Here is a 20,281-nt window from a genome sequence, read left to right on the forward strand (position 1 = left end):
ATCCCTTGCCGAACTCAGTCGTGAAACCGTTCCGCGCCGATGGTAGTGTGGGGTCTCCCCATGCGAGAGTAGGTCATCGTCAGGCACCTATTCGAAAAAAACGCCCCCACGGCCTTGCCGCGGGGGCGTTTTTTTTGCCTGGAGGTTTTTATTTATAGCCGGTCTCCCGGTCTGTTGCTCATGGCGGGCAGGCCGGGAGGTGTTCGTAGCACGGACGATAAAGAATAAAACTGTATTACCAATCGACCGGCTTACCTTCCCAATCCCAGAATGTACCGGTGTCTTGAGGTGTGCGTTGTGAAATGACTGACAATAAGCGTTCTGCCACGAAATCGGGTGTGAACAGTTTGTGTTCGGGGACGCGAGCTTGAAAGGGCTGGGAAAGAGCGGTGTCAGTCGTGCCGGGATGCAGGCAAAGCACGATGGCCTTCTTGTTAAAGCGCTTCAGCTCTATCGCTGCCGTTTTCATCAGCATGTTGTGCGCGGCCTTGCTTGCACGATAGGCATACCAGCCGCCCAGCCGGTTATCAGAAATGGATCCCACCCGTGCCGAAAGGCTAGCAAAAATAGCGGGATGGCTGCCTTTAAGGGAGTCCTGCAAAGCGCTAAGAAGCAATGCTGGCGTTATCGCATTGGTATGAAACAAGCCTGACAAGGCTTCCTCATTGAGTTGGCCAAGTTGTTTTTCCGGCTGAATGCCACCTACTTCATCGTGAAGTATGCCAATGGCATTGAACACCAAATGCAGTGGCTGTTTATTCAAGTGTTCACATAATGCCAAGCGGTCGGCTTCTACCGAAACATCAAGCTTGAGCCATGTAAGGCGTGGATCGGTAATTGTTGGCGACTGGCGACTGACTGCAATGACTTGGCCCAGGTGCGGGCAATTCAGCAATGCCTTGGTTATGGCAGCGCCGATGCCACCTGAAGCTCCAGTGACCAAGGCAGTAAAATTCTCGGGTAATTGCGTTAGCATAGGTAAGCTCTAAAGACTGGTGAGCAGTCATTCAAGCGTGTTAAGGCGGGAAAGTCGAGGGTCAGGCCGTGGCGCTGATGCGTCTGGGCTGGGAGCTATTTCATCAGCGGGACAAACAATCATCCGGGACTGACAGCTAACCTGATCTACAAACCCATAGCGGATAATTTGGAATGGCATACCGAAGATCGCCTGTTTACCAAGTGCTGTCTAATTCCCTTCGAAAAAAACACTCAATTCCTTCATCACCGACTTTCATGATAAAGTTCATGAAAGACAGGTATCTTCGAAACCCGCCCCTAGCAAAGGATAGCGCCGTTCCTGCTGGCACAGCGTTCAATCGGCATCATGCCGAGTCACAATATTAGATAGCCGCGATTTTCCGGGCTAAGCCTCCCGAGTTGAGTATCGATCAGGGCCGTGGAGGGTGACGATGTCAACCGTCTGCGTGCTGTGGGTTACGCCGATACCCAGCCGATGCATGACAATGCCATGCCTGAAGGTCGCGCGGCCAACCGGCGTGTCGAGTTGCTATTGCGTCAAGTACTGGGGAGTTGAAAACATTGCCTGACAACATCACGCTATTGAAATCCCCACCATGGCTGCAGCCATCTGGTGCCATGCTGGTGTTGGATGCTAGCTGTCGTCGGGTATGTCAGGTCAGTGCCAATCTGACGGAATTGACCGGGCTTGAGTGGCCGGGCAAAACCGAAGATAGCGTTACTACACTTCTCGGTAATCGATTGGCCCGGCACGTGAAAGATGAAATGCGGGACGCGTTGCGTTTGCCTGGGCCGTTGGCATTTTCTTGTCTCGTGCAAGGTAGAAGCCAACGTTTTCAACTTAATGCCCTGCGCAGTGGCAAGCATGTCCTGGTCGAACTGGAACCGCTCAATACCTCGGATAAACGTCGCCTGTTGGGCACGGTCAATGAAAGCCTGGTGCAGCTTGCCGATGCACCTCATCAGGATGCCTTGCTCGATAGTTTGGTCAATGCCATTCGACAACTTACCGGCCATGATCGCGTGGTGGTGTGCCACTTCGATAGTGACTGGCACGGCCTGATGGTGGCGCAAGCCACCTCCGGGAAATTGCCAGCGTTGCTGGGGCAACGCTTTCCTGCCAGTGACTTCCCCTTGAGCCTGCGACGCAGTTACGAGCGTACACCCGTACGCGCAATTACTGATGCTCAGGCACCGCCGGTGACCTTGCTTCCACGCACGAGCGACAACAGCGTCGATGTAACGGTAAGTTTGCTGCGTGCCCCGGCGCCTGAGCGGCAAACGTATCTGGCCCGCATGGGCGTTCGGGGCTCGTTAAGCTTGGCCATGCAAGGAGATGATGCCGGCTTGTGGGGCTTGGTGATCTGTCATTCGGCCACCCCTCATCAGGTCCCTCCTCCTATACGCGATGCCGTACGCGCCCTGGTGCAAATGGCTACCCAGCGTCTTCTGCTGTTGCGTGCCCGCCAGGAAGCCCGCTATCTGGAAAGGGTGCAGGATAGTCTGGTATTACCAGCTTCACAGGAAGAGCCCTACAGCCCCGCACAATTATTGCAGCAGCAAGCTGCCACTTGGCTGGAACTATTTCGCTCTACCGGAGTGGCTTTGTGTATCAATGGCAAAGTTATCAGCACCGGTCAGGTGCCCGCCAGTGCCGTCATCGAGCAATTGACCGCACGGCTGGAAACAGCACACGCCCATGCCCGGCCTTGGTGTAGCCGAAATCTTCGCAGTGATCCCGTCACCAGGACGTTACCCATGGGCCACCATTGTGGTGTCATGGCGATACCGCTGGCCATGAACCCATCCCAGCGCAGCTGGCTGGTATTTTTTCGCCCTGAGCAGGTGGAAACGCTGTACTGGGCGATGCAGCCTACCGAGGCATCCGGGCAGTTCATGATGTCGACCGATCTGGCGGGCTCGGCGGCCTGGCGTGAAGAAGTGGTAGGCAAGAGCGAAGCCTGGCAGCATGTTGAGCGGCTGGCTGCCGTAGACTTGGGAGAAGATTTGACCTTGGCTATTTTCGCTTATGAAATCAATAATTTGAATGCTCATTTGCAGGCTGAGCGGCAGGCCTTGGCGAAAGCCAATCAGCGTTTGGAGCAACTTGCGCACTTTGACCCCTTGACCCAGGTGTGGAACCGCTACCGTATTGAACAGGCGATCGATGCGCAGTTGGTTGCCGCCCAGCGTTACGGTACGCCGTTTTGCCTGTTGCTGTTTGATGTGGATAACTTCAAGACCATTAATGACACCTATGGTCATGCCTTGGGCGATGATGTGCTGGTGGCGCTTGCCGCCCTCGTGGAAGGCTCATTGCGGGGTTGTGACCACTTGGGACGATGGGGAGGCGAGGAATTTATCGTGCTTGCCACTCATTCGGATCTGGAAGCCGCAGTGGGGTTGGCCGAGAGGCTTCGGACCTTGATTGCGTCACTGGAGGTGATAGGACTCGAACAATCGATTACGGTCAGTATCGGACTGGCGGACTGGAATGCCGGAGATTCGTGCAAGACGCTGATGGGGCGAGCAGATGCCGCTATGTATCGAGCCAAGCATAGCGGACGTAATCGGGTAGAACTTGCTCAGGAAACAGGCCTTGAACCTGGCGACAAGGCACCTTGAACGGGAATAGCCGTCTTGTTGGGTGTCGTTAAGGAGAGTAAGGCGTGAGTGCAGTAGGTCCGGTACAGTCAATCCCTGCCATGAAGTGGCGAATATCGCCCTCCCAAGCCGGCTTTACAGGCTTTGTGATTGGCTTGTTACTATTGTGCCTGCTGGGGTGGGAAATGCATAAACACCATGGTCAAGAGCAGCATGGGGCGCAATCGCGTAGCGTGGCAAGTGCCGACATGGTGGCCCAGTGGGTGGACAGTACCTTGATTGCCTCGGCGCATTCACTGCGAGGAATAAAAGAACTTTACGATCTGACCCAGGCGCAACCGGGCAGCATCGATGCCGAAGCCTTGGCGACGCTGCTGGTTCGCCGTCGCGACAGTCTGGAATTCTGGGAGGAAGTCGCTCTGGTGTCACCCTCCGGACGGATTGTCGCGTCGACGCTCTCCTCGTCGTTGACACGCATCGAACTTGACCAACATGCTTTCTTCACTCCTTTGTTAAGCCACACTGCTCCCGTATTGGAGGCGGTTTCCGGGTTGTACTCCTCCGAAACCGCTGGAGGGGAGCTGCGCCTATTGCACGCATTACGCCTGGAAAACCCTGAAGGGGAGCTGCAAGGACTGGCCTTGGCGCGGTTTGCCCCTTCTGTATTTGCCGACATGCTGGAGCGCCTGACATTAAATGAAGGCACCAGCCTGGGATTGGTGGATACCACCCTTCGAGTGTTAGCACGGCGTGCGGAAGCTGGAATTGCCGCAAGTATGTCGGTGGGAAAAGAAGTACGTACCCCGCAATTACTCGCATTTCAGTCGGGAAGTGATATTCGTAGAAGCTGGATCAGAGAGTCGCCAGTGGATGGCGTGCATCGGCTGTACAGCGCGCGTAAGTTGGAAAATGCCCCCTGGGTAGTGATTGCCGGTACGGATACTACCTTTTATTTGAATGATTGGTGGCGGCGCTTCTGGGCATTGATGGCGGGATGGTTGGCATTAGTGGTGATGGGGGCGGTGGCAATGCGTCATTACCGTCATCTGTATGCCGCGGAACAGGAGCTGCGCCAACACCGCAACCGCCTGGCCATGGAAATGGAGACCCAGCTCCAGGCACAGCAAGCCAGTGAGCTGGAAGCTGCCCAGCTGAAGATCGCCGCCATGGCATTTGAAACGCATTTGGGCATGTTCATTTCCGATGCAGAGAACCGTATCGTTCAGGTCAATGCCACCTTCACCACGATTACCGGTTACGCCGCCGAGGAAGTGCTTGGATACAACCCTCGATTCTTGAGTTCCGGACGTCACGGTGCCGCCTTCTATCGCACGTTATGGCAGCGCTTGAAAGCAAAGGATAGTTGGCAAGGCGAAGTATGGAATCGGCGCAAGAACGGTGAAATATATCCCCAATGGCTGACCATCAGCGTGATGCGTAATGATGCCGGTGCCATTGCCAATTACGTGGCCACGCTGAGCGATATTACCCAGCGCAAGGCCGCCGAAAAAGAAATTCATCAGTTGGCGTTTTACGATGCCCTTACCGGCTTGCCCAATCGCCGTCTGCTGATCGACCGTCTGGAGGCCGCGCTCAAGGATACTCAGCGAGACGGGCACTACACCGCCGTCATGTTCATCGACCTGGACAATTTCAAGACCATCAACGATAGCCTGGGGCATTATCTGGGCGATGCCTTGCTGCAAGACGTGGCGCGACGTCTCGAACAGGTCGTGCGTGACGGCGACACCGTGGCCCGTCTGGGGGGTGATGAATTCGTAGTGATGCTGCATGAGCTGGGAGGTGATCTAGCGCTTGCGGCACCGCATGCCGAAATTATCGCCAATAAGCTGTTGATGTCGCTGATGGCGCCCTTCGATGTGCAGGAACAAGTGCTGCAAGTGACCGGCAGTATCGGTATTGCCTTGTTCACCGGTAGTGAGGTTAGCGTCAGTGATATTCTTCAACAGGCGGATCTGGCGATGTATCAAGCCAAGTCCGCCGGGCGTAATGCCTTGCGCTTTTTTGATACGGCCATGCAGACCGCCGTGGTGGAACGGGCACGGCTGGAGAGCGACCTTCGCCAGGCGTTGGAGAATCAAGAATTCCGCCTGTATTATCAGAGTCAGGTGAATGCTCAGGGCGTGGTGGTCGGCGTGGAAGCATTGCTGCGTTGGGAGCATCCGGTTCGCGGCATGGTGTCGCCAGCCGAGTTCATTCCACTGGCCGAAGAAAACAATCTGATTAGCCCCATTGGTGCCTGGGTGCTGGAAACCGCCTGCCGGCAATTAGCATTATGGGCACGTTCCTCAGCCACTGAAGGGTTGAGTATTGCGGTCAATGTTAGCCCCCATCAGTTTCGTCAGGCCTGCTTCGTTGACGAAATACTCGATATTCTCGCGCATACCGGTGCCAACCCTCGTCGATTGAAGTTGGAAGTGACCGAAAGCTTGTTCATGGCGGAAGGCGATACGGTGCGAGCCCGCATGGAAGCGCTGCGAAGTGAGGGAATCTGCTTCTCTCTGGATGATTTCGGTACCGGTTATTCCTCGCTGGCTTATCTCAAGCGATTACCTCTGGATCAACTCAAGATCGATCAGTCTTTTGTGCGTGATGTGCTGGATGATCCCATTGATGAGGCCATCGTGCGTACCGTCATCGCCTTGGCGCAAAGTCTGGAGCTGGAAGTGATCGCCGAAGGGGTAGAGACGCAGGCGCATTGCCAATGGCTTTATGAGCATGGCTGCATGGCATATCAAGGCTACCTGTTTTCACGTCCGGTGCCGGTTGGCGCTTTGGTAGTCGAGCGACAAGCAGCTTGCATGCGCTCAATAGCAGCATCTGCGCCCTGAAGGCTGAAGGACATGTACCAAGGCGCTTGTTCTCCTTGGTCGAAGCCTAGATAAAAAGCGCCCCCTCGCGCATTTCCTCGATAAGTGACGACAAATCATTTAGATAAAAGTGCGTATAGAAACCCTTGTCTCCGCGCTCGATGATGAACTCCGCCATGCTCTCGTGGCGGGTGGTATCATCCACGCGTAGGCGCGCCGGCACCAGGTTCACTGCATGGCTTTCGCCCTGTCGCTCATCAAGTTCCACGTGCATTTCCAGCCAAGGCAAGGAAAAAAGCTAAGGTGCTGTTTTCTTTGCGTGTGTCTACATATGGTAGAAGATTATATAAAAAATGGCCCATGTGGTGGAAAGTCAAGTCTATACTTCATCCGTGTAGTCCGTATAATCGCCGCATTTCCGGTCACCAATTCTGCCTCGCTGTGAAGGAGTCCCGCGACATGAGCACCTCTATCAAGGTCAGCAAGATCTCTCATGATGTTCCGCTACAAGCGCCGTCACGGGAAATCTGGGATGCCAAGTATCGCCTCAAAGATCGCCATAGCCGACCGGTGGACAAGGATGTCGGCGGCACCTTCGAGCGGGTAGCGCGTGCCCTTGCCGCGGTGGAAGGTGACAAGGCCGAGGAGTGGTTGCCCAAGTTTCGCTGGGCGCTGGAACAGGGCGCCATACCTGCCGGGCGGATTTTATCCAACGCCGGTGCGGAAGACTATAAGCCAACGGTTAGCTTGATCAACTGTACCGTCTCGCGCACCATTCGCGACTCCATGCGCGATATCCTGGATAGTGTGGTGGATGCGGGCATGACGCTGAAGTCCGGTGCCGGTATTGGCTATGATTTTTCCACTTTGCGCCACAAGGGCGCCTTCGTATTTGGCGCCGGCGCCGGTACCAACGGCCCTTTGGCGTTCATGGATATTTACGACAAGATGTGTTTTACCGTGGCTTCTGCCGGTGGACGCCGCGGCGCCCAGATGGGCACTTTCGATATCGGCCATCCCGATGTGCGTGAGTTCATCCAGGCCAAACGTGAAGCCGGGCGTCTGCGCCAGTTCAACCTCAGCTTGTTGATCACCGATGAATTCATGGAAGCGGTCAAGAACGATACCGACTGGCCACTGGCGTTCCCGCTGCACCACGGCGAGAAGGATGACGTCAAGGCGGAAGACCTGATCTACCGCGACTGGCCGGTCATCGAAGAAGGTTACACGGTAGACGACAAAGGCCGAGTGGCTTGCCGTATCATCGAAGTCATCAAGGCACGGGAATTGTGGGATACCATCATGCATTCCACCTACGACTATGCCGAGCCTGGCTTTATCCTGATCGACCAGGTCAATCGCATGAACAACAACTGGTTTTGCGAAGATATTCGCGCGACCAATCCTTGCGGCGAGCAACCCCTGCCGCCGGAAGGCGCTTGTCTGCTGGGCTCGGTCAACTTGACCCAGTTCGTTATCGATCCCTTCGGCAAGAAGCCGCGTTTCGACTGGGACCGCTACCGCAAGGTAGTGGCAATCTTCACCCGTATGCTGGATAACGTGGTGGAAATCGCCGGTCTGCCCTTGCCCCAGCAGCAGCGTGAAATTGAAGCCAAGCGTCGTCACGGCATGGGTTTTCTGGGCCTGGGATCAACCCTGACCATGCTCAAGATTCCCTACGGTTCGGCGCAGTCGCTGACCTTTACCGAGGAAGTCAGCCGCAACCTGGCGATTGAAGGCTGGAAGCAGGCGCTGGAACTTTCTCGCGAGAAGGGTATGGCACCGGTGCTGGAAGAAGAGCACCTCATTACCGCCAAGATGATGCGCGAACGTCCGCAGCTGGCCAAAGACGGGTATGAGATTGGTGACAAGGTGCCGGGACGCATTCTGCATGCGCGCTACAGCCAGTACATGGCCAAGATCGCCGAGCTCGAGCCGGAATTGGTCGCGGCACTGGCGGAACAGGGTGCTCGATTTACTCACCACAGTTCAATCGCCCCGACCGGCACCATCAGCCTGTCGATGGGCAACAATGCATCCAACGGTATCGAGCCCTCTTTCTCGCATCGTTATTTCCGCAATATCATCCAGTCCGGCAAGAAGACCAAGGAACAAGTCGAAGTCGTGTCGTTCGAGCTGGCCGCCTATCGCCACTTCATTGCCAGCGATGCAGTGGAAAGCGACCTGCCGGATTATTTCGTCACGGCCGATTCGGTGACACCGGAACAGCATGTGGCGGTACAGGCGGCGTCACAGAACTGGATTGACTCGGCGATTTCCAAGACGGTCAATGTTCCCACGGATTTTCCTTTCGAGCAGTTCGAGAGCCTTTATCTGCAGGCCTACGAAAGCCGTCTCAAAGGCTGTACCACTTTCCGCTTCAACCCCGAAGCTTTCCAGGGCGTGCTGGTGCGTGAGGACGATCTCAAGAACACCACCTATGTATTCGAGCTGGAAAACGGTGAAACACTGGAACTTACCGGTGATGAAAGCGTGATTTACGATGGCGAGGAGCACAATGCCGCCAATTTGTTCGATGGACTGAAGGAAGGCACCTATGGCAAATGGTGAGGTTTTCCATCAAGCGCGAAACGCACACATTCTGCTGACCGAAGGGACTGACTGATGACCGTTGAAATAAAATCCAAGATCGTCGGATATAGCATCAAGCAAAAGGAGCAGCCGGCTGCCGTGCCGGAGCTTCAGGAAGAAACTCCCCTAACGGTGCGTATTCCTTCGCGCCCCGAAGGAACCCTGGAAGCCGTTTCGGAAAAGATTTCCTATGTCGGCGCGGAAGGGCGCAAGAAAGTCTACCTCTTGGTGTCGTTCATGCCGGTGGAAGGTGTGCTGGGCGGCAAGCGCGTGGTGATCGAGCGGCCGGTGGAATTTTTCTTCCCCTCAGGTCAGCTTTCAAGCGAACACCAATGGATTACCGCCACCATGCGCAGCCTGTCGTTGGCCGCACGGGGTGGCTACGTTACTCAAGCGGTGGCGGATCTGCGCAAGGTAGCCTGGGATAAAGGGCTGGTGCGCTGTGGCATGAATCAATGGAACAAGCCCATGTTCCACGATTCCGAAGTGGCGGCGATTGCCTGGTCAATTCAGCAGATTCTTTATCGCCGGGGCTTTCTGGATGCCGATGGCAACCAGGTGCCGGTGGAAACCTTGGTCGAGCGCTACGCTCACCGCATGACTCACGGCTATGCCTGGCATCCGCCGGAAGAGGCGAGCGAGACGGCCCAAGCAGAACCCGCCGTGGCGGTTACCTTGGCAAAAAAGCCTGAAGGAGAGGGTCCGGCCATCGTCGGACACTGCCCCGAATGTCGTGGTGAATTGATCATGATGGATGGCTGCCCCACCTGCTATGCCGGCTGTGGTTGGTCGAAGTGCGGGTAACGGGTCGATAGTGCCGAGGGTGGTGGCAGGCCGTTTGATTTCCCCTCGCGCTTGCGGGGGGAAATTGTTTTTGCTGCTCTGCTGGGCATGGATACCGTTGCCCTTGGCAGCCGATACGCTATGGCTGGAAAATGGCGATCGTATTACCGGGACGGTGCTGCGTCACACGGTGAGCGAATGGCAGGTGGCGTCGGACGTTGCCGGTATCATCCACATCGATGCCGCGCACGTCTCGCGGGTGGAGTGGAGCGGGGCAGAAATGCCGGTTAGCGATTTTCTAGCGGAGGCGCGCGAAAGGAATCGTCCGGAAGATCACCCGTTCTCCTCCCGCGGCGGTCTCGATGTGGCAGTAGAGTACGAAAACAGCGCCGTGGATACGCACGAAGTTGATATCGCCCTGCGTCAACATGTGACCCAAGGGGTTTGGCGTCACAGGTGGCGAGCTAGCTATCATCGTGAGCACCGCGACAATGAGCGGCGCGACAACGACTGGGAGCTCGCCTACTCGCCGGAGCGCTTTGTGACCCGGCAACGCTTTTGGCAGGGGCGGGTGAGCTCGAAACGCGATTGGGAGGAGGATATTTCCCGGCGTTTTGCGCTCGGGTTGGGGCCGGGATATCAGTTATGGAATACCGAGCAAAGCGCGTTTTCGCTCTCGGCGCTGCTCACCTACAACCGCTTTGCCTATGCGAGCCAACCGGAAGAGCGCTTTTACTCTTGGGCATTGCAGTGGCAGTTCAATCGCCATTTCTGGCAGGAGCTGTTTGAGCTTTACGCTGCAGGCCGTACCGGCCGTGCTTTCTCTGGCGCCACCGGCTTCCAGTTCAACGCGGAAATCGGCGTGCGCTACCCACTGACCGAGTGGATGTCGCTCAATATGGGAGTAGAGGCCGACTGGGTCGAGAATAGCGCCGAAGACTTGCGCGATACTCTCTACCATGTCGGCCTTGGGGTGAACTGGTAGCTTAGCGCTCGAGTGCTTGGGCTAAGGGTGGGATAGGTGGATTCTTGCGAAGAAAGCAGGTCAGGTCGCTATCAAGGTATCGCTCGTCGAAACCGCCTTCCTTGGCCAAGGCCTTCAGGTCGGGAATGGTGACGTGATGGCGGTTACGATAGGCCAGCTTGGCTTCATTCAAGACGGAAAATGTACGGCTGACGTGGACCGGGCTCATGCCGAGAAGATCGCCAAGCTGCTCTTGAGTCAGCGGTAGGCGCATCTTGGAACCGCCTCTCGGATCGGTTTGCCGCTGGCGCAGAAATATTTCGTGAAGAAAGTGCGCCAGTCTTTGCCGGGCGCTACGTCGGGAGATGCTTACCAGACGCTCGGAAAGCAGGGCTTGCTGGCGACTGGCGATGGCAAACATCACTGCGGTCAAGGTCAGCGACTCATTGAACAGCTCCAGCATACGCTGATGCGGAAAGGGGCAGATGATCCCATCCTCGATCATGGCCAGCCCTTCCAGGCGCTCGGTAAAGGCGAATTCCTGTAACCCGAGAATCTCCCCTGGCAGATATACCTCGAGAATCTGTCGAGCACCGTTTTCCAGGTAGCGGTAAGAGTAGGCCCATCCTTGGCTCAGTGTGTAGAACTCGTCGGCATCCTCGCCTTCTTGCCAAAGCGAGGTGCCGCGGGCGATTTCTACGGGGTTTTCTTCGAGTGCCGCCAGTATTTTTTTGTCCTTTGGACTCAGAGCGCAATAGTAATCGAAATGCCGAACGATACAGCTATCTGAGTAGTCCATGAGAAGAAACCTCTTGTAAAAGCCCCGACAATAATTTTATCACACCTTTCCTTGTTTTCTGAACAGCGCTTTCCGGACATAAAACGATCAGGCAGGTTTCCCCTTTAAATCATTATGGCTTAGCGTGCCGCTCAAGTAGCGGTCGGAGAAAGCGTCCCGTGTGTGAGACTGGCTGTTTTGCCACCTGCTCGGGCGTGCCTTCAGCGATAATCCGTCCGCCGCCTGAGCCGCCTTCCGGACCCAGGTCGATCAGCCAATCGGCAGTCTTGATCACGTCGAGATTGTGCTCTATCACCACAATCGTATTGCCATGGTCACGCAGGCGATGGAGGACGGTCAGCAGTTGACGGATGTCTTCGAAGTGTAGCCCGGTCGTCGGCTCGTCAAGAATATACAGGGTCTTGCCGGTATCGCGTTTGGCCAATTCCCGTGCCAGCTTGACGCGCTGGGCCTCGCCGCCGGAAAGGGTGGTGGCGCTCTGGCCCAGGCGTATGTAGGCAAGTCCCACGTCGAGCAAGGTTTGCAGGCGCCGGGCGATGGCGGGAACCGGGCTGAAGAATTCCAGGGCATCCTCTACGGTCATTTCCAGGACATTATGAATGTTCTTGCCCTTGTAATGGATATCCAGGGTTTCGCGGTTGTAGCGCTTGCCCTTGCAGACGTCGCAAGGCACGTAGATATCCGGCAGAAAGTGCATTTCCACCTTGATCAGGCCTTCGCCCTGGCATGACTCGCAGCGCCCACCCTTGACGTTGAACGAGAACCGACCGGGTTTATAGCCGCGGGAACGGGCTTCCTGAGTGCCGGCAAACAACTCACGAATCGGAGTGAAAATGCCGGTATAGGTGGCCGGGTTGGAACGGGGGGTACGCCCGATGGGGCTCTGGTCGATGTCGATCACCTTGTCCAGCAGCTCAAGCCCTTCGATTTGCGTATAGGGTGCTGGAGTCAGGGTGGTGGCGCGATTGAGATCCCGAGCGGCAATCGGCATCAAGGTGCCGTTGATCAGGGTGGACTTGCCTGAGCCGGACACCCCGGTAATGCAGATGAACAATCCCAACGGCAAATGAAGGGTGACATCCTGGAGATTATTGCCGGTGGCGCCATGCAGCACCAGTTGCTTTTCCGGGTTGCCGGGAATGCGATACGGAGGCATTTCGATCCGACGTTTACCGCTCAAGTATTGGCCGGTCAGCGACGCAGGGTTGTCCATGACGTCCTGGGGCGTGCCCTGAGCGACGATCTCGCCGCCATGCACGCCAGCGCCGGGGCCGATATCCAGGACGTGGTCAGCCGCGCGAATGGCCTCTTCGTCGTGTTCGACCACGATCACGGTATTGCCTAGATCGCGCAGGCGCTCCAGGGTTTTCAGCAAGCGGTCATTGTCGCGTTGATGCAGGCCGATGGAAGGTTCATCGAGGATGTACATGACCCCCACCAGGCCGGCGCCGATCTGGCTGGCGAGACGGATACGCTGGGCTTCGCCGCCCGAGAGCGTATCGGCGCTGCGCTCCAGGTTAAGGTAATCCAGTCCCACATTGACCAGAAACTCCAGACGCGCATGGATTTCGCTGACGATTTTCTCGGCGATTTCTCCTTTACGCCCCGGCAGCTTGAGCTGGGCGAAATATCCCCACGCCTCGCCGATCGGGAAATGTACGATATCGGCGATGGTATGGTTGTCGATATAGACATGGCGGGATTCCTTGCGCAGGCGTGAACCGTGACAACTGGTACAGGGCTGCACGGCGATATGCTTGGCCAGGTCGTCACGCACCATGCTCGACTCTGTTTCCCGGTAACGCCGCTGCATGTTGGGGAGTACGCCCTCGAAAGGGTGTTCGCGGGTCACCTTGCGGCCACGGTCGCTGACATAGCTAAAGGGAATCGCCTCGTCACCGCTGCCGTGAAGAATGATATCGCGCTCATGACGGGCGAGATCCTTCCAGGGCGTTTCAAGCGCAAAACGGTAATGCTCGGCAAGCGCTTGCAGCTGGGTAAAGTAATAGATGTTGCGCCGGTCCCAGCCCTTGATCACGCCTTCTGCGAGAGACAGCTCGGGATGAGTGATGAATTTGTCAGGGTCGAAATATTGCTGTACCCCCAGGCCGTCACAGGTGGGGCAGGCGCCTGCGGGGTTGTTGAACGAGAACATGCGTGGCTCAAGTTCCGCCAGTGAATAGCCGCACACCGGGCAGGCAAAGCGCGCGGAAAACGCCATGTCCTGGTGCGTGCCATCCATGAAATGAATCATGGCGGTGCCGTCTGCCAGAGAAAGCGCGGTCTCGAATGATTCCGCCAGACGCAAGGCCAGGTCGTCGCGTACCTTGAAGCGATCCACCACCACGCTGATATCGTGCTTCTTGCGCTTGTCGAGTGGCGCAATATCGTCAAGTTCGAGTATCTGGCCATCGATCAGCACACGGACGAAGCCTTGGGCGCGAAGCTCGGCGAGCAATTGCAGGTGCTCGCCCTTGCGTCCCTTGACGACGGGCGCCAGCAGCATCAGCTTGCTGCCTTCGGGCAGGCCGAGCACTTGATCGACCATCTGCGAAACGGTCTGTGCTTCAAGATCTTCGCCATGTTCCGGGCAGCGCGGCGTACCCGCTCTGGCGAACAGTAGACGCAGGTAGTCGTAGATTTCGGTAATGGTGCCCACGGTGGAGCGTGGATTGTGGGAGGTGGATTTCTGCTCGATGGAAATCGCCGGGGAAAGCCCTTCGATATGATCCACGTCGGGCTTTTCCATCATCGAGAGAAACTGGCGAGCGTAGGTGGATAGCGATTCCACATAGCGGCGCTGGCCTTCGGCATACAACGTATCGAACGCCAGTGATGACTTGCCGGAACCGGATAGGCCGGTGATCACGATCAGTCGGTTGCGGGGCAGTTCCACGTCTATCTGCTTGAGGTTATGGGTGCGGGCACCCCTGACCAGAATGCTGTCCATCGACACCTCGAAACGCACGGCAAAAGATCGATTATACGGGCGCATGGGCACCGGCAGCAAAGCGGGTTTCCCAACTCCTATTGTCGCAGGCCGTTTCCAGTCAAGCAGCAAACCGCTAGAATGCAGGGTTCTCTCATTGGCTGGATAGCCTCCCACCACAGAATATAGGGTGATATGCGCAAGGTTTCCGCACTGCTGCTGGGGTCTGAACGCCGCGCGATCAGCGGTTTGGCAGGTCTGTATGCCACGCGCATGCTGGGTTTGTTCATGGTGTTGCCGGTGCTGGCGTTGTATGCAGACAATCTGGCCGGAGCGACGCCTTTACTGATCGGTGTGGCACTGGGGATTTACGGCCTGACTCAAGCCGTGCTGCAAATTCCGTTCGGTGTGCTTTCCGACCGCTTAGGGCGCAAGAAGATGATTGCGATTGGCTTACTCATCTTCTTGCTGGGCAGTGTGGTAGCGGCCCTGGCGGATAGCATCGCCGGGGTAATTGTCGGGCGTGCCCTGCAAGGCAGTGGAGCGGTAGCCGCGGCCATTATGGCACTGCTGGCGGATCAAACCCGCGAGCAGGTGCGTACCGCTGCCATGGCGACTATCGGGATTTCGATCGGCGTATCCTTTGCCGTGGCGATGGTGCTGGGGCCATGGTTAGCGGCTTGGGTAGGGCTGAGTGGCGTGTTTTGGGTTACCGCCATGCTTGCGCTATGCAGCCTTGTGGTGCTGTGGAAATGGGTGCCCGCCGCGCCGCGCCGCGTTCGCCACCGCGACGTCAGCATGGATCGGAAACAGTTCAAGAGTGTCATTCGTCGTCCGGACCTGTGGCGGTTGGATTTGTCGATCTTTGCCCTGCACCTAGTGCTGATGGCGATCTTTGTGGTGGTGCCGTTTCGGTTGCTCGAGGCGGGTGTCGCCCTCGAGCATCATGGCTTGGCGTATCTGGGTGTAATGGGCGTAGCGTTCGTGGCCATGGTGCCGCTGGTGATCGTGGCGGAAAAGACCTACCGCATGAAAGCCATGTGCTTGCTGGCGATTACCGCCATCATGCTCAGCCTGTTCGGGCTGGGAACGCCGGCTTCCAGCGGCCTCTGGTTGTTTGCCTGGCTGCTGATATTTTTTACAGGTTTCAACTTGCTCGAAGCGACACTACCTTCCATGATCAGCAAACTGGCCCCCGCCGGTGCCAAGGGCACGGCCATGGGGGTTTACTCCACCAGCCAGTTTCTGGGGGCGTTTCTGGGCGGTACCTTGGGTGGTGCCCTGGCGCACTACGGGGGGCAGGATGCGGTCTTCATCGGCAGCGCCCTGCTTTCACTGGGATGGCTGGTGGCCATGTGGAAAATGCCGCCGCCGCCGCCACTTTCCAGTGAAGTGATTGCGCTGGACGATGATACCCATGATGCTGCTCTGGATGCGCTGATGTTGCGCCTGGCCGATGTGGCCGGGGTGGAAGATGTGATGGTGGTGCCGGAAGAGCGGCTGGCGTATCTGAAAGTGAATCGCAAGCAGCTGGATCAAGACGCCCTATCACGCCTGATGGCCAGCCCTTCCCGCAAGGAAGAATAATGTCGTGAGTGTTACCGTGGACGGTAGCCCCACTCAGATTCAAGTCTATTATTTTTTGAACAACAGCTTTTTTAAACATCGGTTTTTTTAAACATCTTTTAATAAGGAGTTCGTCATGGCTCGCGGCATCAACAAGGTCATATTGATCGGTAACCTGGGACAAGATCCGGAGGTGCGTTTTACGCCCTCGGGCACGGCGGTGGCCAATCTCAACCTGGCGACCACCGACACCTGGATGGACAAGCAAAGCGGACAGCGCCAGGAGCGTACCGAATGGCATCGGGTGGTAATGTTCAATAAGCTGGCTGAAATCGGACAGCAATATCTCAAGAAGGGCTCTAAGCTCTATATTGAGGGTCGTTTGCAAACGCGCAAATGGCAGGATCAAAACGGCCAGGACCGTTACAGCACCGAGATCGTTGCCAACGACATGCAGATGCTGGATGGCCGCGGCGACGGTGGCCAGCAGGGCGGCTACCAGGGTGCACAGCAGCCTCAACAGGGTGGCGGCAACCAACCGCCCCAGCAAAGCGGCTATGCCAACCCTCAGCAGGGTGGCCAGCAACGTCCACCCCAGCCCCAGCCAGCGCCTTCGCAGCAGGGCCAGCAACAAGGTCAGCAGCAGAACAATAACTATGGCGCTCCCGATCCGGGCAATTTCGATGACTTCGATGATGAAATTCCATTCTAGATTTACCTGAGACTGTCATCTTTGAAAAGTGCCTATGATTGCTAACCACTAGGATGCGCTTGTGAAGCTGTTGATTCTGGATGCCGGCCATTGTCTGAGCCTGGCCTTGGCCCGAGAAGCCAGTCGACGTTCGGATACCGAGCTTGTGATCGAGTCCGGGATGTCGCTAGATAGCGACAGGCTGAAAACAATCGCCCCGGATGCGGTGATCATTCCTCCCTTGGCTCATCCCTTGAATATGGCGCCGGCGGCGGTCATGGCGCATGCCGATGCAGTGGAAGCTTGCTTGGAGATTTGCCTTGCCCAGGAAGTCGCTCTGGTCTGGTGTGTGTCCGACCAGCTTTATGAAGATGGCTTCGAGGTGGCGATTGACGAGCATCTGGTGCCGGCTCCACGTGATGAATCGTTGCGACGCCTGGTGCTGGTAGGGGATCGGATTCGGGCCGAATATCATCGGCACTTGATCGTGCGTCTGGGACCGCTATTTGCGCTGGAAGGCAGCCATGCCTGGCTCAACGAGATTATCGATAGTTTGGTCATGGGGCAGGAAGTGCGCGCCACGGAAGACGTTATCTTCTGTCCCACCTCGGTGGATGCGGTCGCCCGGGCCTTGGTGGGCATGCTGCTTCAGCAGCAATGTGGCGCCGATTCCTGGGGGGCCTATCACCTTGCCGGCACTGAACCGGTAAGTGCCTTCACGTTCACCTCGATGGTGCGCACACAGTTGGCCACTCATCTGGAAGGGCGTGGTGAAGAGGTGGCATTAGGGGACGTCAAGGCGCTCAATCACCATCACGACCAGAAACTGCGTCGTGTACTCAACTGTCGGCGTGTATTGGACGTCTTTGGTGTACATCAAAAAGCCTGGCGGCTGGAAGTAGGGCGAATGCTGGATGCTTGGTGTCTGGTCCGTGACAAAGCGTCGGAAGAAGGCAAAAGCGAGTCGACATCTTGATCAACGTGTTGCGCAGTGTGTTGTTTTATATGGGCTATTTTGTGGCCATATTGGCATCAGGCCTTTTTTTGTTGCCCATTGCACCGTTTCTACCGCTTGAGCGGCGCTACGGGCTGCTCAATTTATATAACCACTTTTTGATGACGTGGTTCCGCTGGACATGCGGTGTGCGTTACGACATCCAGGGGCAGCAAAACCTGCCTGAAGGGCCATGCGTCATCCAGGCCAATCATCAGTGCGAGTGGGAAACCGTTTTTCTACAGATAATGAAGCCGCCGGTATGTACCGTGCTCAAGCAGGAACTCTTGCGTATTCCCATCTTCGGTTGGGCGCTTCGGCTGCTGAAGCCGATTAGCCTGGATCGCTCAAGACCCGCTCGAGCCATGAAACAGGTGTTGACCCAAGGCGTTACGCGTCTGCAGGGCGGGCTCTCGGTGCTGATCTTTCCCGAAGGCACCCGAGTCGATCCGGGCGTTCGCAAGCGCTACAACAAAAGTGGCGCTGTAATCGCCTGCCGAGCCGGGGTGCCGGTGTTACCGGTGGCGCATAATGCCGGAGAGCGTTGGCCTGGGCGCCACTGGGTGAAGAATCCCGGCGTGCTGCGCGTGCGTATCGGTGCGCCGATAGACACCCAAGGGCGGCTTCCCGATGACGTGCTCAAGGAAGTTGAAGCCTGGATTGAAGCGCAGCTCGAGGAAATTTCCGAAGTGCCACGCCCAAAGGTGTCCTGACACTTCGTAACGAGAGCCCACACACAAACGGCGCCCCAAGGGGCGCCGTTTGCGGTGATGCCAAACGATGGGGCTTGGCTCGTTCAGCTCTGGTAGCGCTGGAACACGAGGCAGGCGTTGGTGCCGCCGAAACCGAAACTGTTGGACAATACCCGTTCGAGTTTGACGTTATCCCGCCGAGTGGTAACGATATCGAAACCGTGGGCCTGCTCATCGAGGTGATCGATATTGGCCGAGGCGGTGACGAAGTCGTTTTCCATCATCAATATCGAGTAGATGGCTTCCTGTACACCAGTGGCACCCAGTGAATGCCCCGTCAATGATTTGGTCGAACTCATTGCCGGAGGCGAGTCTCCGAAGACTTCACGTACTGCCTTGAGCTCGGCGACGTCACCCACGGGGGTGGAGGTGCCGTGGGTATTGATGTAGTCGATATCGCCTTCCACCGTGGCCATGGCCTGACGCATGCAACGCACGGCACCTTCGCCGGACGGTGCCACCATGTCGTGGCCGTCGGACGTGGCCCCATAACCGACCAGCTCGGCATAGATCGTGGCACCACGGGCCTTGGCGTGCTCGAGTTCCTCAAGCACCAGCATGCCGCCGCCGCCGGCGATCACGAAACCATCGCGCGCCTGATCATAAGGCCGTGAGGCTTTTTCCGGTGTGTCGTTGTAGTGGGTCGAGAGGGCGCCCATGGCGTCGAACAGACAGGACAATGTCCAGTGTTCTTCCTCACCACCGCCAGCAAACACCACATCCTGCTTGCCCAGCTGAATCTGCTCCATGGCACTGCCGATACAATGCGCGGACGTGGCACAGGCGGAAGAGATGGAATAATTGACGCCCTTGATACGGAACGGTGTGGCTAGACATGCCGATACCGTGCTGCCCATAGTGCGTGTAACCCGGTAAGGGCCTACCCGACGCAAGCCTTTTTCACGCAGCACATCGGCGGCTTCGACCTGGTTGGCACTGGAGGCGCCGCCGGAGCCGGCGATCAAGCCGGTACGTTCATTGGAAACCTGATCTTCCGACAAGCCGGAATCTTCGATGGCTTGAGCCATCGAGACATAGGCATAGGCCGCTGCATCGCCCATGAAGCGGCGCAGCTTACGGTCGACCAAGGCATCCAGGTCAATATCGACACTGCCGGCCACATGGCTACGAAAGCCGCGTTCGGCGTATTCTTCCTTGAAACGAATACCGCTACGTCCGCTCTTGAGCGCTTCGAGAACCTGTTGCTGGTCATTGCCCAAACAAGACACAATGCCAAGGCCGGTGACTACCACTCGTCGCATGGGAGCCTCCTGTTAAAAATTTGCTGTGGAGGTGAATAGGCCAACACGCAGATCATTAGCCTGATAAATGTCGCGTCCATCGACGCAAACCGTACCATCGGCAATTCCCAGGATAAGGCGCCGTGTGATTATCCGCTTGATATTGATGCGGTAGGTCACTTTATCTGCCTCGGGAAGAATTTGCCCGGAAAACTTGACCTCACCACAGCCGAGCGCTCTTCCACGGCCGGGGTGGCCTAGCCATCCCAGGTAAAAACCGACCAGTTGCCACATGGCATCCAGCCCCAGGCAACCGGGCATTACCGGATCACCAGGGAAGTGGCAGTCAAAGAACCACAAGTCTGGGGTGATATCCAGCTCAGCAATCAACTCACCCTTGCTGTGGTCGCCGCCCTCTTCATGAATATGGATGATGCGGTCAAGCATCAGCATGTTGGGTGCCGGAAGCTGAGCGTTTCCGGGGCCGAACAGCTCGCCGCGCGAGCATGCCAGCAGTTCTTTGCGATCAAAGGAATGTTGCTTGGTCACTGAATCGT

The 20,281-nt window shown here is 56.8% G+C and carries 15 protein-coding genes, 1 rRNA gene and 1 pseudogene; 11 read left to right on the forward strand and 6 right to left on the reverse strand.

Annotation, left to right across the window (positions count from 1 at the left end; translation table 11 throughout):
* A 5S ribosomal RNA gene (rrf, locus tag GPM19_RS15745) occupies positions 1–85 on the forward strand; the annotation flags it as partial.
* Between the two features lie 150 nt (positions 86–235).
* On the opposite strand, the gene GPM19_RS11560 is transcribed toward rrf, so the two are convergent.
* Positions 236–976 carry an SDR family NAD(P)-dependent oxidoreductase gene (locus GPM19_RS11560; RefSeq protein ID WP_160419200.1) on the reverse strand — a complete coding sequence of 247 codons (741 nt, stop codon included), beginning with the start codon at positions 974–976 and terminating at the stop codon, positions 236–238.
* Between the two features lie 441 nt (positions 977–1,417).
* Between GPM19_RS11560 and GPM19_RS11565 the strand changes: the two are divergent.
* The 3 genes and pseudogenes from GPM19_RS11565 to GPM19_RS15605 all read left to right on the forward strand — a co-directional run.
* Positions 1,418–1,534, forward strand: a pseudogene (locus GPM19_RS11565) (OmpA/MotB family protein); the annotation flags it as partial.
* Between the two features lie 5 nt (positions 1,535–1,539).
* Positions 1,540–3,603 (forward strand): sensor domain-containing diguanylate cyclase, encoded by a 2,064-nt coding sequence (locus GPM19_RS11570; protein ID WP_227842384.1) that lies wholly within the window; start codon positions 1,540–1,542, stop codon positions 3,601–3,603.
* 44 nt (positions 3,604–3,647) lie between these two features.
* Positions 3,648–6,434: a bifunctional diguanylate cyclase/phosphodiesterase gene (locus GPM19_RS15605; RefSeq protein ID WP_160419201.1), complete on the forward strand. Its 2,787-nt coding sequence runs from the start codon at positions 3,648–3,650 to the stop codon at positions 6,432–6,434.
* Positions 6,435–6,480: 46 nt separating this feature from the next.
* Here the strand turns inward: GPM19_RS15605 and GPM19_RS15610 are convergent, their stop codons facing one another.
* Positions 6,481–6,681 (reverse strand): hypothetical protein, encoded by a 201-nt coding sequence (locus GPM19_RS15610; RefSeq protein ID WP_160419202.1) that lies wholly within the window; start codon positions 6,679–6,681, stop codon positions 6,481–6,483.
* A gap of 191 nt (positions 6,682–6,872) precedes the next feature.
* Between GPM19_RS15610 and GPM19_RS11585 the strand changes: the two genes are divergently transcribed.
* The 3 genes from GPM19_RS11585 (at position 6,873) to GPM19_RS11595 (ending at position 10,773) form a co-directional block, all read left to right on the forward strand.
* Complete coding sequence (locus tag GPM19_RS11585; RefSeq protein WP_160419203.1) at positions 6,873–8,984, forward strand: adenosylcobalamin-dependent ribonucleoside-diphosphate reductase; 2,112 nt, start codon at positions 6,873–6,875, stop codon at positions 8,982–8,984.
* A gap of 54 nt (positions 8,985–9,038) precedes the next feature.
* Positions 9,039–9,809, forward strand: a complete 771-nt coding sequence (locus GPM19_RS11590) for a ribonucleoside-diphosphate reductase (RefSeq protein WP_160419204.1) — start codon at positions 9,039–9,041, stop codon at positions 9,807–9,809.
* A gap of 70 nt (positions 9,810–9,879) precedes the next feature.
* On the forward strand, positions 9,880–10,773 hold the full coding sequence (locus tag GPM19_RS11595) for a DUF481 domain-containing protein (protein WP_160419205.1): 894 nt from the start codon (positions 9,880–9,882) through the stop codon (positions 10,771–10,773).
* 1 nt (position 10,774) lies between these two features.
* Here GPM19_RS11595 and GPM19_RS11600 read toward each other — a convergent pair whose 3' ends face one another.
* Together GPM19_RS11600 and uvrA are read right to left on the reverse strand one after the other, a co-directional pair.
* Positions 10,775–11,551 (reverse strand): Crp/Fnr family transcriptional regulator, encoded by a 777-nt coding sequence (locus GPM19_RS11600; RefSeq protein ID WP_160419206.1) that lies wholly within the window; start codon positions 11,549–11,551, stop codon positions 10,775–10,777.
* A gap of 112 nt (positions 11,552–11,663) precedes the next feature.
* Complete coding sequence (gene uvrA, locus GPM19_RS11605) at positions 11,664–14,501, reverse strand: excinuclease ABC subunit UvrA (protein WP_160419394.1); 2,838 nt, start codon at positions 14,499–14,501, stop codon at positions 11,664–11,666.
* A 174-nt stretch (positions 14,502–14,675) separates the two neighbouring features.
* On the opposite strand from uvrA, the gene GPM19_RS11610 reads away from it, so the two are divergent.
* The 4 genes from GPM19_RS11610 (at position 14,676) to GPM19_RS11625 (ending at position 18,444) form a co-directional block, all read left to right on the forward strand.
* On the forward strand, positions 14,676–16,067 hold the full coding sequence (locus GPM19_RS11610; RefSeq protein WP_160419207.1) for an MFS transporter: 1,392 nt from the start codon (positions 14,676–14,678) through the stop codon (positions 16,065–16,067).
* Between the two features lie 115 nt (positions 16,068–16,182).
* Complete coding sequence (gene ssb / locus GPM19_RS11615) at positions 16,183–16,758, forward strand: single-stranded DNA-binding protein (protein WP_160419208.1); 576 nt, start codon at positions 16,183–16,185, stop codon at positions 16,756–16,758.
* A gap of 61 nt (positions 16,759–16,819) precedes the next feature.
* Positions 16,820–17,713 (forward strand): sugar nucleotide-binding protein, encoded by an 894-nt coding sequence (locus tag GPM19_RS11620; RefSeq protein WP_160419209.1) that lies wholly within the window; start codon positions 16,820–16,822, stop codon positions 17,711–17,713.
* Positions 17,710–18,444, forward strand: a complete 735-nt coding sequence (locus tag GPM19_RS11625; RefSeq protein WP_160419210.1) for a lysophospholipid acyltransferase family protein — start codon at positions 17,710–17,712, stop codon at positions 18,442–18,444. The genes GPM19_RS11620 and GPM19_RS11625 overlap by 4 nt, the downstream gene beginning before the upstream one ends.
* An 83-nt stretch (positions 18,445–18,527) precedes the next feature.
* On the opposite strand, the gene fabB is transcribed toward GPM19_RS11625, so the two are convergent.
* On the reverse strand, positions 18,528–19,745 hold the full coding sequence (gene fabB / locus GPM19_RS11630) for a beta-ketoacyl-ACP synthase I (protein WP_160419211.1): 1,218 nt from the start codon (positions 19,743–19,745) through the stop codon (positions 18,528–18,530).
* Positions 19,746–19,757: 12 nt separating this feature from the next.
* The gene (gene fabA / locus GPM19_RS11635; protein WP_114485825.1) at positions 19,758–20,273 is read right to left on the reverse strand and encodes a 3-hydroxyacyl-[acyl-carrier-protein] dehydratase FabA; all 516 of its coding nucleotides are present in this window, start codon (positions 20,271–20,273) and stop codon (positions 19,758–19,760) included.
* Positions 20,274–20,281: the final 8 nt, after the last annotated feature.

The organism is Vreelandella zhuhanensis (assembly GCF_009793355.1).
GTDB lineage: Bacteria > Pseudomonadota > Gammaproteobacteria > Pseudomonadales > Halomonadaceae > Vreelandella > Vreelandella zhuhanensis.

Excerpts from the sequence above, each read along its gene's own strand:
- GPM19_RS11560 (WP_160419200.1), bottom strand. The coding sequence starts at position 976 with ATGCTAACGCAATTACCCGAGAATTTTACTGCCTTGGTCACTGGAGCT.
- GPM19_RS11585 (WP_160419203.1), top strand. The coding sequence starts at position 6,873 with ATGAGCACCTCTATCAAGGTCAGCAAGATCTCTCATGATGTTCCGCTA.
- GPM19_RS11590 (WP_160419204.1), top strand. The coding sequence starts at position 9,039 with ATGACCGTTGAAATAAAATCCAAGATCGTCGGATATAGCATCAAGCAA.
- GPM19_RS11600 (WP_160419206.1), bottom strand. The coding sequence starts at position 11,551 with ATGGACTACTCAGATAGCTGTATCGTTCGGCATTTCGATTACTATTGC.
- uvrA (WP_160419394.1), bottom strand. The coding sequence starts at position 14,501 with ATGGACAGCATTCTGGTCAGGGGTGCCCGCACCCATAACCTCAAGCAG.
- GPM19_RS11610 (WP_160419207.1), top strand. The coding sequence starts at position 14,676 with ATGCGCAAGGTTTCCGCACTGCTGCTGGGGTCTGAACGCCGCGCGATC.
- ssb (WP_160419208.1), top strand. The coding sequence starts at position 16,183 with ATGGCTCGCGGCATCAACAAGGTCATATTGATCGGTAACCTGGGACAA.
- fabB (WP_160419211.1), bottom strand. The coding sequence starts at position 19,745 with ATGCGACGAGTGGTAGTCACCGGCCTTGGCATTGTGTCTTGTTTGGGC.